Source organism: Nostoc sp. FACHB-892 (assembly GCF_014698795.1).
Lineage (GTDB): Bacteria > Cyanobacteriota > Cyanobacteriia > Cyanobacteriales > Nostocaceae > Nostoc.
On the sequence record NZ_JACJTR010000003.1, the window covers coordinates 139,322 to 151,647 of the forward strand.

Annotated in this window: 8 protein-coding genes; 4 read left to right on the top strand and 4 right to left on the bottom strand. The window is 43.1% G+C overall.

The window, feature by feature from the left end; all coding sequences use genetic code 11:
• The first annotated feature begins 145 nt into the window (after positions 1-145).
• A complete protein-coding gene (locus H6G96_RS05435) occupies positions 146-4,924 on the top strand; it encodes a PAS domain S-box protein (RefSeq protein WP_190910491.1) in 4,779 nt (1,592 codons plus the stop codon).
• Here H6G96_RS05435 and H6G96_RS05440 read toward each other — a convergent pair.
• Positions 4,913-6,289, bottom strand: coding sequence for a serine/threonine-protein kinase (locus H6G96_RS05440; protein WP_190910492.1), 1,377 nt, complete (start codon positions 6,287-6,289; stop codon positions 4,913-4,915). The two genes, H6G96_RS05435 and H6G96_RS05440, sit on opposite strands and share 12 nt — an antisense overlap.
• 297 nt (positions 6,290-6,586) lie before the next feature.
• Positions 6,587-7,483 (bottom strand): alpha/beta hydrolase, encoded by an 897-nt coding sequence (locus H6G96_RS05445; RefSeq protein ID WP_190910493.1) that lies wholly within the window; start codon positions 7,481-7,483, stop codon positions 6,587-6,589.
• Between the two features lie 516 nt (positions 7,484-7,999).
• Here H6G96_RS05445 and H6G96_RS05450 point away from each other — a divergent pair.
• Positions 8,000-8,584, top strand: a complete 585-nt coding sequence (locus tag H6G96_RS05450) for a hypothetical protein (RefSeq protein ID WP_190910726.1) — start codon at positions 8,000-8,002, stop codon at positions 8,582-8,584.
• Positions 8,585-8,763: 179 nt separating this feature from the next.
• The gene (locus H6G96_RS05455) at positions 8,764-9,561 is read left to right on the top strand and encodes an armadillo-type fold-containing protein (RefSeq protein WP_190910494.1); all 798 of its coding nucleotides are present in this window, start codon (positions 8,764-8,766) and stop codon (positions 9,559-9,561) included.
• Between the two features lie 63 nt (positions 9,562-9,624).
• Here the strand turns inward: H6G96_RS05455 and ftsE are convergent, their stop codons facing one another.
• Both ftsE and H6G96_RS05465 read right to left on the bottom strand, forming a co-directional pair.
• Positions 9,625-10,371: a cell division ATP-binding protein FtsE gene (gene ftsE, locus H6G96_RS05460; RefSeq protein ID WP_190910495.1), complete on the bottom strand. Its 747-nt coding sequence runs from the start codon at positions 10,369-10,371 to the stop codon at positions 9,625-9,627.
• A 158-nt stretch (positions 10,372-10,529) separates the two neighbouring features.
• Positions 10,530-11,285, bottom strand: a complete 756-nt coding sequence (locus tag H6G96_RS05465) for a WecB/TagA/CpsF family glycosyltransferase (RefSeq protein WP_190910496.1) — start codon at positions 11,283-11,285, stop codon at positions 10,530-10,532.
• 307 nt (positions 11,286-11,592) lie between these two features.
• Here H6G96_RS05465 and H6G96_RS05470 point away from each other — a divergent pair, with 307 nt between their 5' ends.
• Complete coding sequence (locus H6G96_RS05470) at positions 11,593-12,312, top strand: response regulator transcription factor (protein WP_190910497.1); 720 nt, start codon at positions 11,593-11,595, stop codon at positions 12,310-12,312.
• Positions 12,313-12,326 lie beyond the last annotated feature (14 nt).

The following is a 12,326-nucleotide window of genomic DNA, read 5'->3' on the forward strand; positions in this document are numbered from 1 at the left end:
TATTACTAGCTTAAACCGATGGGAAAACGGACGAACACAATCTTCGCCACTGGCTATGCAACAAATTGAAAAGCTACTATACGAAATGGGAGAACCCGGTAAGGCGCTTTTAGCCAGATACTTTCAAAAATGAGGAGCAGAGACTGTGACTGCTGAAGTTCCAGCAACTATCATCCCAGACGTTGAACAGGTATTAGCTAGGATCAGCGATGCTTTTGTCATATTGGATCATGAATGGCGCTACACTTACGTTAATGACAAGCTAGCTGAACTAGCTGGGATGAATAAGGAAGACTTTTTAGGCAGGAGTATTTGGGAGTTTCCTGACACAGTTAATAGCCTAATTTATACTGAACTGCACCGTGCTGTTGCTGAACAAGTTACAGTTAATTTTGAGTATTTTTATCCAGAATGGCATCGTTGGTTGGAAAATCGCGTCTATCCCTCAGAAAATGGCGTATCAATCTTAATTACAGATATTACTGAGCGCAAACGCAGCCAGCAGCTTCTGAATGCACAGTATGCGATCGCCTGCATTCTCTCTGAGGCAACCACGCTTGTAAATGTTTCAACTATATTGCGATCGCTGTGCGAAAATTTAGGATGGCAAGCAGGTATTTTCTGGAGTGTAGACGATGAAGCTAATGTTCTACACTGCATGAGTTCTTGGTATTCATCTGACTTAGAGAAAGAAGCATTCAACCAGCAGACAATTGCTTTGAGTGAAGGGTTACCCGGTCAGATTTGGGCAAGTGGCCAACCTGTTTGGATTTCCGAACCCGCCCAAACCGAGAATTATTTTGCCGCCGCCATCGGATTCCCAATTCGGCTGGATAATAAAATCTTAGGTGTGATCGAATTTTTCAGCGACCAAATTTTAGAGCCTGACACCAATTTACTGCAAATGATGAGTGCGATCGCCACTCAAATTGGTCAGTTCATTGAGCAGCAACGAAGTTCATTGTTACTGCAAGAAAGTGAGGAAAAATATAGCCGGATTTTTGAAACTTCAGCCGTCTCGATTGGGGAGGAAAATTTTCCCCTTATTAAAGATTTAATTTATAATCTAAAAGCTCAAGAGGTTACAGATTTGCGGCAATATTTGGACGAACAAGAGCAAGTAGAAGAAAATCTGCGTCATAGTGAAGCACGCTACCGCTCACTAGCAGAAGCAAGCGCATCTATCGTCTGGAGCGCGGGGCCTTGGGGCAACGTTGTTGACGATATTCCGACTTGGGAGGCGTTCACTGGGCAAAGTCCCGAAGAATATAAAGGATGGGGTTGGGTTGAGGCACTGCACCCAGATGACCGTACATCTATAACTGCTATTTGGAGGCAGGCTTTTTTTGGGCGTAGCGTTGCAGTTGCCGAGTATCGTGTTTTGCGGCATGACGGCGAATACCGTGACATGGCCATACGCGGTGTGCCTATATTTGATGAAATAGGCGAAATCCGAGAATGGGTAGGAATGTGTGTAGATATTACTGCTCGCAAGCAAGCTGAAGCAGAACGTGAACAATTGCTGGTGCTACTGAAAACAGAACAGACTCGCTTGATTGAAGCTAACGTTCTACTTGATACCCTCTTCAATAACGCACCTATAGGTATTGGTTTATGGGATGAGAAATTAAGATATGTTCGGTTGAATGACGCTTTAGCTGAGATTAACGGTCTTCCCCAAGAAGCACATATCGGTCAAACTGTTGCCGAAGTACTACCAGGAGTAGATTCTGCGATCATGGAAGCTTTCCACCATGTAGTTGAGACGGGAAAATCTATTGCCCAAGAGGCCAGTGGAGAGACACCCGCCGCCCCTGGAAAGCAAAGGCACTGGTCAGTAAATTACTATCCGATTAAACTACCAGGTAATGTTAATTGGGTGGGCGCAATCTGCCAAGAAATCACCGAGCGCAAGCAAGCCGAAGCCGAGCGTCAACAGCTATTTGAGCGGGAGCAAGTGGCTCGTGTTGAGGCTGAAGCTGCCAAAGAGCAAGTTACCCAAATTTTAGAAAGTATCACTGACGGCTTTATTGCCTTTGACAGTGAGTGGCGCTTTACCTATCTCAATCATGAAGGAAGCAGAACTTTGGGGCGTTCTTGCGAGGAACTACTGGGAAAAAATTTGTGGGAAGAGTTCCCAGAACTAGCTGGTACTAGCTTTGGTCAACTTTATCAAAGGGCAGTTACTCTAGGAATGCCGCTTGAGCTTGAAGATTATTACCCACCCTTTGATGCATGGTTTGCGGTTCGTGTTTACCCTTCAGTCACAGGGTTATCACTTTATTTCCGTAACATTAATGTACGCAAGCAGGCAGAGGCAAAACTGCGCGAGAGTGAAGCGTGTTTTCGGCTGATGGCTGAAAATTCAACTGATATTATTTCGCGCCATACAGTAGATGGAATTCTTCGGTACGTTTCACCAGCTTGCTACACAGTATTGGGGTATGAACCAGAAGAATTAATAGGTCATCACAGCCAGGAGTTAGTTCACCCAGACGATTTGGCAGAGATTGCTAGTAATTATCCAATCAATGCCGATCTACCAGATATTTATACTATTACTCACCGTGGTCGTCACAAAGACGGACATTATATTTGGTTGGAAGCAACTATTCGAGCTATTCGCGATCGCCAAACTAAAGAAATTTTAGAAATGCAGGCATCTTCGCGGGATATTACTAAGCGCAAACAGGTGGAGGAGGAGCAGCGTTTTATAGCTGAGGCTAGTGGGATTTTGGCTGGATCATTAGACTACGAGACGACCTTAACCAGTTTGACGCGTTTAGCAGTACCTGAAATAGCTGATTGGTGCGTAGTTGATATTATTTGTGACAATCAATTAGTTCGCCGGGTTGCAGCAGCCCATGCCAATCGAGCGAAACAAAAATTAGTAGAACAGTTACAAAATTATTCGCCTGATTTGACATCAAGAGAAGGTGTTGCTGAAGTAATAAGCACAGGCAAATCACAAATTACTCATTTTATTTCTGATGAACAGATACAAGCGGTAAGCCGCAATACCAATCATCTAAAAATCTTGCAAGAATTAAATCCTACATCTGGGATGAGTGTACCGCTCATAGTTCGGGGGCGGGTGCTGGGAGCTATAACTTTGGTATCTTCTTCAGCTCGTCGCTACGACACCAAAAGCCTAATGTTAGCTGAGGAATTGGCTCACCGTGCTGCCATAGCAATTGATAATGCTCGACTCTATACAGAAACACAGCAATCTCAACAAGCTGCTGAACGAGCAGCATCTCGCACTGCCCGTCTGCAAACCATTACCGCTGCACTTTCTGAATCTCTCACTCCGGCACAAGTTGCTGAAGTAATTGTAGAGCAAGGTATGGCAGCTTTGGGAGCTAGTTCTGCTTTAGTAGCACTACTGACTAAAAGCGGCACTGAACTAGAAATTGTCCGTGCAGTAGGTTATCAACAGGAAACGATAGATTCATGGCGTCGATTCTCTATTCATACATCCGCACCACTAGCAGAAGCAGTACGAACCAAAAAGCCTATCTGGCAGGAACCAACAGCAACAAGGGTAGCTCGTTACTCACATCTTGCTAAGGAATACGCCCAGGTTGACTACGGCGCTTGGATTTCGATTCCATTAATCATTGAGGGACGAGCCATAGGTGGAATGTCTCTAGCTTTTGCCGAGATTCAAGAGTTTAGCCAGGACGATCAAGCCTTTATGCTGGCATTAGCACAGCAGTGCGCTCAAGCAATGGAACGTGCCCGCCTATACGAAGCAGAGCAAACGGCACGGGAAGCAGCAGAAAACGCTAACCGGATTAAAGACGAGTTTCTAGCAGTGCTTTCTCATGAATTGCGATCGCCACTCAACCCAATTTTAGGATGGTCTAAGCTACTCCAAACCAAAAAACTTGATGAAAAGACAATCCCTCAAGCGCTGAAGACTATTGAGCGAAATGCTAGGTTACAGGCTCAACTGATTGAAGACTTGCTAGATATCTCCCGGATTTTACAAGGTAAACTCAGCTTGAATATCTACCCAGTTGATTTGGCATCTGTGATTTCGGCAGCAATGGAAACAGTCAGGCTGTCGGCAGAAGCTAAGTCAATTGAGATGCACATCAGTCTGGAACCAAATTTAGGGCAAGTTTTGGGTGACTCCGGCCGATTGCAGCAAGTCGTTTGGAACCTGCTTTCAAATGCAGTTAAGTTTACACCTGCGGGGGGACGAGTTGACATCCGACTCTCATCATGTCCTAATTCCAATTCCAACTCAGCACTAATTGAAGTCAGCGACACTGGCAAAGGCATCGATCCTGATTTTCTGCCTTACGTGTTTGAATATTTTCGCCAAGAGAACAGCAGCACCACCAGAAAGTTTGGTGGATTGGGGTTAGGGTTAGCGATCGTCCGTCACTTAGTCGAACTGCATGGCGGCACAGTCCAGGTAAAAAGCGAGGGCGAAGATCAGGGGGCAACTTTTACTGTAAGACTCCCACTGCTCCAACATCAATCAGAGGTTAAACAGGACACTAGCGACTCAGAGACATCCTCAAATTTAAATGGTGTCAATATTTTAGTAGTGGATGATGATGCAGATACGCGAGAATTTATTGCCTTCTTGTTAGAGCAATATGGGGCAAATGTGACAGCAGTGGCATCAGCAGATAAAGCACTAGCCGCTTTAAGCCAATCTTTGCCAGATATACTTTTAAGCGATATAGGGATGCCAGAAGTGGATGGATGTATGTTCATGCGACAGCTGAGAACCCTACCAAAAGAGCAAGGAGGGCAAATTCGAGCGATCGCACTTACAGCCTATGCTGGAGAAATGAACGCCAAGCAAGTACTTGCAGCCGGATTTGATAAGCATCTTGCCAAACCAGTAGAGCCAGCCGAATTAGTAGATGCGATCGCCAACTTGATAGCTGAATCAAGGAAGTAGGCGGTGCTGAAATTGCAAAGCTTTTTCTGGTTCGGGAATTTGGGATGCTAAAATCTTCACAAATTCTACACGAGAAATTTGCCCAGAAGATTTAACAGCTTTTTGGACTAGAAACTTAGCTATTGGACCAATTAAATCAGCCAATTCCCGCTCACACTGATGCACAAAGCTATCGTTGATTAATTGAGATTCTTGGCTTGGTAAATTATTTGACTTAATTTCAGATTGAGCAGTAACTTCTTGTAATAAAGTAGGTTTCTCTAGTAAAAACATTGTTTTCTTCTTAAAATCAACTTGTTGATTTCCTCGAAGATGAAGGGCCAATTGACTAATTAGTTCTTCACAGTTTGATGCTGATGCCGCAATTTGTTTTAATAATCTTGACGCAACGGGACCGACAAATTCTAAAAGAACTGTTTCCAACCGATTGTAATTTTCCGGTGACAGGGCAGAAGCAAGCGGATACTCAATTGAGTTTTGTTGAAATGAAGCTTGAGGCGGTTGTGTAGAAGATATTGGTTGAAGTGATTGCCTTCCTACTTTAGTATCGAGATGCTTCAGTACCTGTAGAACTTCAGCCGCAGATTGATAGCGCTGTTTAAAGTGGTGTAGCACCATTTTAGATAGCACAGATGCCAACTCAGAACTGACATTAGCCTGATGCTGCCAAGAAATTTCTCCTGTATCTGGATCTTCCTCAAAGTTTATAGGATGTAACCCCGTCAGCGATTGAATAGCAATTATGCCCAAGGAATAAATATCGCTATTGGGGCGCGGCCTACCTTGCCCCTGTTCTGTAGACATATATCCTGGGGTGCCAATGATAATAGTAGCCCCCGTGCCCCCTAAAAGTGTAAGCAATTGAGTTTGGACTTGTTTGACTGCGCCAAAGTCAATCAGGACTAACTTGCCGTCTTGTTGCCGCCTGATTATATTATCCGGCTTGATATCTCGATGGATAACGTTGTGGCTGTGAATAAATTGCAGAATACCCAACACCTGTTGGAGAAGTTGAATTACTTGATCTTCTGTCCAAGGTTGATTGGGGAACAGTTCCGCTTTCAGAGTATGTCCTTCAATAAACTCTTGCACTAAAAAGAACTCTTGGTTGTCTTCAAAATAAGCTAAAAGTCGAGGAATCTGGTCATGGTTACCCAGTTGTTCTAGTGTTTCTGCTTCACTGGTAAATAGCCGTCTAGCAGTTTCGAGAAATTCAGGACTATGAGTGACGGGTTTAAGGTGTTTGACAACGCATTTCGGGAAACCTGGCCGATGAGTATCTTGGGCGAGGTAAGCTTGACCGAATCCACCTCCACCTAAGATTTGCAGGACTTGGTAACGTCCGTCTAATAATTGTCCTAACATTATGTCACAAGCCTTAAGTCCTCAAATTAATCTTGGCACAACTACCAGCTTTGACAAGGTTTCTTGAGAAAGAAAGTAGGTAGGTAGTGCTGAAATTACAAGGTTTTTTTGAGGATTGTACTACAAGTTTATAAGTCAAAATTGTTATGAAATAAGCTCTTTAGAGATTTTAAATGGTTGCTCTATTTACGCCGTGGTGTACTAGTTTATAGCGGTTTCCAGGTACAGAATAAATAATTAACCATAGATCAACACAGTAGGGGCGCACAGATGAGATGTGTGCCCCTTATCTAGTACCTAATTAAGCAAAGGCAAAAATTGGCGAATTAACCCAATTGTAACTGCTGGTAACTCTAACTGCGGTGTTAATCCCACATCTTCCAACTGTTGAAAAAATCGGATCGCTTGCGGATTCATTTCGGCAAGGCGACGACCAATTGAGGGGCCTGTAAATTCGGATCTTCGTCCCCAAATAATGGCGGTGGGAACGGTTAACTGTTGAATATAAAGGGATAAATCAAAGCATAAATCGCCACGCACAAATGACAGTGCTGCATACTCAGCATTAGGCTGTTGGGCGGATTGTAAATAAGCATCTACAATTTCTTGATACACTCGATTAGACTGAGCAAATTGGCGTTGCTCTAAGAAACTGCGAATACCCCCACTGGTAGCGACCCCAGTGCTGTAAAGTAAACGGTCAACAACGGGAACGCTGATTAACTGGGCAAAAAAACTACGGGAGTAGTCTTCGCCAAAGTCTGAAAGCCCGGCAGGGGTAGTGAGAATTAAAGACTTGAATAAATCAGGATGATCTGCTGCTACTCGAATTGTAAAGGCTGCGGTCAATGAAGAAGCGATCGCAGTTACTGGCCCGGTACAAGTCTGCTCGAAAAACTCCCGAATAGTGGTTAAATAATCCTCAATCTTATAACTCCGTGCTGGATGCTCAGATTTACCCCAACCGATTAAATCGGGTGCAATGACCCGATATTCAGCAGCAAAAGCCGGATACACTTTCGACCACTCATAAGCAGAAGATCCACCACCAAAGCCGTGCAAGAACACCAAAGTTTCTCGATCATCTTTGGCAGTTACATTGCCCTGCCAAGGTGAGCCAGTGGCAGTATAGTATACCATTCTACCTAGTGAGGTATTTATGGAACGTTGTTCAAATCCTAGTGGTTGAAACATAAGTATTTTTTTTGACTGTAGTAATTAGTTGGCACAAGTAACAGAATAGACCTGTGGACGTGAAGGCACAGGGAGAGTCTTTGATAATTTCTTCACGTCACCGTGTCTTCTTTATTCACTCCAGAATACTTACCTATTTAGTTCAAACTCCCCACTGATTGTTATTATCGGCGAACCAATCACTCTAAGACTTCCCGCTACTGTCAGATTAAGTAGATATAAAATTACTGAATTACTTGTAAAGATTTGGTGATCTTTTTTCATCATAAAAAGCAACTTAGGTTGAAATTACTGTTATACAAGGGTTTTTCGTGGTAGCGAGTATCACTAAAGCGTGAATCAAACATAAGTTTTTATGGTAGTCTATCAAGAAACTCATAAAGAATTTTGAGCATCAAGAAGATTCAAAATGCTCATTTTAAGAAGCTATTAATTCTAGTTTTATATGTAGAAATAGTAGCTTTTGATGTATTAATAAATTTGATTATTATCTAGGTAATGGTAAGGCGGAATGTCATGGTGAAGCAGGCGACTCTTCAATCAAATAAACTAACAACGATTGAAGACGCTAAATTTGCGCTTGACAAATTTAATATACAAAATGAAATGAAAGCTTCAGTTTGGGGGGATCAGGTCGAGTCAGCTATTGACGCCGCCAGAGTGACTGTACCTACTTGTATTTGTTTAGACTTAGAAGATTTGAAGTGTTTTGAACCAGTAGAGTGCCAGTATGAACGCTGGGGAGTAATTTTTCACAATTCTATAGCAATACAGCCATCAAATCCAGCATTTCCAACCTATTCGGGGCTTATTGTCTTAATGGCAGCACCCAAAAGCGGATTTTTAGAAGCTACTTTCTTGCATCCGGTTAGCTCGGTTAGCGCCTTTGTCACTAGTTCCCAACGCCTAGTGCTTTCCGCCTACGATCGCGATCGCCAACTCCTCGCTCAAGCTGTACTACCAAGTGCTAATCTTGCCAATTCAGACTCGGCAATTTCCCCCAATACATTATTATCTATAAGTGTGAATAACATCTACAGTGTTACCTTCTGTGCTTTTGATGGTCAATTTACTCTTGATAATTTTCGTTTTTGTGTTTAAAAAGCCTTTATGCCCTTGCTCTGAGCCATTTAAAATGCTATCTTGATTTCCGCCGTGCTGTACTAATCTACTATAGTGTCCTTGAAAACCGGGCATCTTGTAGTTTGGGTCTTCACCCTTTCTTCATCTCTAGTAAAACTTATACAATAAGTAATTTCGTAATCAAGTAGGTAAATACTGTGGCACAGGCTTCGTCTTCTTGGCAGCAATTAATCAACCAGATCCCCAACTGGGACTGGTCGCTTCCAAAGTTCAAGACAAAGGGAGCTACAAAGCAGCAAACATTTAAGCGTTTCTCTGGGTCTGGAGGCTTTCTTGGGTTCCTAACAATCTTCATCGCCATGTTGTTGTGGAACTGGATGCTGCTATTGGCTCTCTTAATCGGCGTTGGAATAATGGTATTGGTTTACTCAATGCAAGAGTGGGACTGGCAATTACACTGGTCTAAGATACATAAGTTCTTAAACAGTTCAAATCGTCGGTTAGCCTTAGCGGTTGTCAGTGGTGGTGTTGCTACTGTCAGTACTTACATGGCCGCTGCAATTTGGGTTGACTCTCACAGTTCCTGGATTGCTGCTGGTGCTATTTTGCAAGGCGTGGGAACACTATTAACTTTAATTTTATTGGTCTGGCAAATTGTCAACTTCTATGGAAATCAAGAAGAAGACCACCTCGATCAGTTGCTAGCAAATTTAACCGAAAAAGATCCATTGAAGCGGTTGATTGCCCTACGTCAACTAACTAAATTCATTAGCCGTAAGCGAGTTGATTCTTCAGTGCAGCAAGATGTTGTCGAATGCTTGCAACTCCTACTCAGCCGAGAGGAGGAAGTTGGGATCAGAGAGGCAGCTTTTAAAACTTTACAAGCCTGCGATGACCTCCGGTCGGTCAAAGACCATCGCCCACAAGTGCTACCCCCCAAAACACCAGCAACTTTCATACCCGTATCAGCAAAAGTCAAACACCACGTCTATTAGTTATTGGTCATTTGTCCTTTGCAAATGACAAATGACCAATGACTAATGACTAATGACCAATAACTATTTTCGAGACAACTGTCCATTCCGAACTTGCACTACCGGATGATTGCATCGCCGCACCAACTGTTCATCGTGGGTAGTAACAATTACTGTAGCCCCAAAGGAATTTAACTTCTGGAGAATCTGGATCACTTGCCAGGAATTATCTGGATCAAGATTTCCAGTAGGCTCATCCGCCAGTAACAGTGGTGGTGTACCAACGATCGCACGGGCAATACTCACTCGCTGTTGCTCTCCCCCAGACAACTGATCTGGAAAGCAGTCAGCTTTACTCAGCAAACCTACCAGCTTTAAAGTTGGTTCTAAACGTCGTTGAATTTCTTTACGGGTATAACCTTGAGCTTGCAGCACAAAAGTCACATTTTCCGCTACTGTGCGTTGGGTAATTAATTTGTAGTCTTGAAACACAATACCAATCCGTCGCCGGAATAATGACAAGCGATCGCCCCGTAAACCCGCTACATTAGATCCATCAATAATTACTTTTCCCTGTGTGGGCAACTCCTGGCCATACAGCAGTTTCAAAAGCGTTGATTTACCAGAACCACTTGGCCCGGTGATAAACAGAAATTCTCCCTTTTTTACCTCAAGGTTCGCATTCAACAAGGCATGACTGCCGTTAGTATAGGTTTTGGTTACAGATTGTAATTGCACCTTTACACTAGTATTGCTACCGTGCTGTTGAGTTTCACCGTCCTCTCTATGAACGGAAAAGTCTTTCTTAGCTTGAGTTGTTAATACTGGCATTGTTAAATTTTCCTCATCCCCACAACCAAATAGCTTAATGGCTCAGATTTGATATTCTCCCCAAAATAAGGATTCCCAGGTTTCGCCTGGGAATTGAAAATTCAACAAAGACAATTTAAATTTTTTGAATACTAACTAAGTAATAGCACCCAGCACTCTTAACTAATAGCACCCCTTGCTGTCAAACGATAAACAAACGCTTTCACAGCAAACGCTGGCAAAGCCAACATCCGCCGCCAACGCCAAGGTTCTTGATAAAGCCGATACAACCATTCCAAATTATTATTTCCTAACCAAGCTGGGGCGCGAGTTTTAGTTCCCGACCAAATATCAAAACTACCACCAACGCCAATCCAAACTGCTTGAGGGCACAAATGGCGGTTTTCGGCAATCCATAACTCTTGACGTGGCACTCCCAAACCGACAAAAATCACTTGGGGCTGCAATTGAGCCAGAGTCTGTTGCAATTGTGCTTCTTCTTCTGGGGAATGGTAGCCTGAGTGAGTGCCTGCTATACTCAAATCTGGAATTTGCTGCTGCCAAAAATCTGCCGCAGTTGAGGCCACTCCAGGCGCTCCTCCATAGAAAAATACCTTTGCCCCTGTCTTGTGCTGCCCGATTTCTTCCAAAAGTTTTTCTGCCAATTCAATCCCTGGAAAACGCTGCACTTTTTGCCATAATAGCCACCGCAAATACAGAACAACCCCAGCTCCATCTGGAATAACTAGTTCAGCATTTTTAATGATGTGAGCCAGGATTTTATTCTGCTCTGCTTGCATAGTCATTTCTGCATTGAGCGTTACTACATGAGTTCCTCTACCTGCGCGCAGGCATTCTAACAACCAGCCTGGATAGTTATCCATCACATGAACTGGTATTCCCAACACTGAAAATGCTTGATTGCCTTTAGACATAGCCTATTCTGGATTAACCTCACACGAGATTTCCTTGAATGTTAAGTTTATCAAATTTTTTATATTAGAACTTAAGCATGAGAGATTCCCATTGCCCTGCAACAATAGAAAGCATAACTAATTAGTCTTGGGCTGAAACAGTTCAAATTTTATTGTTGAAGTGTAATATTCACCAAGTATAAAACACTCAACTCACAACTCTGGTTCCGGGAACAGAAGCCTCCACTATACTGCTTGCAGTTAGTGTGGGAATATGTCACGAAACTCGACTTTCTGGTTAAGGTAGTGTAACGGGCTGAAGTTGGCTATGAGTAAAATTCGTATCGCTCTGATTGAAGATCATGACCTAACTCGTGTAGGTATTCGGACAGCATTACTGCAAAAGGATGATATTGAAGTTGTAGGTGAAGCTGCTAATGCTGCTGAGGGACTAAAGATGTTAAAAATGGTACAACCAGATATTGCAATTGTAGATATTGGTTTACCAGACAAGGATGGCATAGAACTGACACGGGAGGTAAAATCTACTGATAATGGACAGCAGTTACTAACAAAGGTGTTAATTTTGACACTGCGTGATAACAAAGAAGCTGTGTTGGCAGCTTTTGCTGCTGGTGCAGACTCTTACTGTATGAAAGATATAAAATTCGATAATTTGCTGGAAGCAGTACGAGTAACTCACAATGGCAACGCTTGGATTGATCCAGCGATCGCTCGGATTGTATTACAACAAGCGCAACAAAATCCTCAAAAGTTGGAATCAGCTTTTGTAGATACCAAGACCATTGCCTCTAACCCTGATTATGTCGAGAATCTGGAAGAAATTCAACCTTATACCCTGACAGAAAGGGAGTTAGAAGTGCTACAGTTGATTGTCGAAGGTTGTAGTAATGCAGTCATTGCGGAAAGGCTTTACATCACTGTTGGGACTGTTAAAACTCACGTTCGCAATATTTTGAATAAGCTATGTGCTGATGACCGTACCCAAGCAGCAGTCCGCGCCTTGCGTTCTGGGTTAGTGGGATAAAGTTTAATTCAGTG

Excerpts from the sequence above, each read along its gene's own strand:
- H6G96_RS05440 (WP_190910492.1), bottom strand. The coding sequence starts at position 6,289 with ATGTTAGGACAATTATTAGACGGACGTTACCAAGTCCTGCAAATCTTA.
- H6G96_RS05445 (WP_190910493.1), bottom strand. The coding sequence starts at position 7,483 with ATGTTTCAACCACTAGGATTTGAACAACGTTCCATAAATACCTCACTA.
- H6G96_RS05450 (WP_190910726.1), top strand. The coding sequence starts at position 8,000 with ATGGTGAAGCAGGCGACTCTTCAATCAAATAAACTAACAACGATTGAA.
- ftsE (WP_190910495.1), bottom strand. The coding sequence starts at position 10,371 with ATGCCAGTATTAACAACTCAAGCTAAGAAAGACTTTTCCGTTCATAGA.
- H6G96_RS05465 (WP_190910496.1), bottom strand. The coding sequence starts at position 11,285 with ATGTCTAAAGGCAATCAAGCATTTTCAGTGTTGGGAATACCAGTTCAT.
- H6G96_RS05470 (WP_190910497.1), top strand. The coding sequence starts at position 11,593 with ATGAGTAAAATTCGTATCGCTCTGATTGAAGATCATGACCTAACTCGT.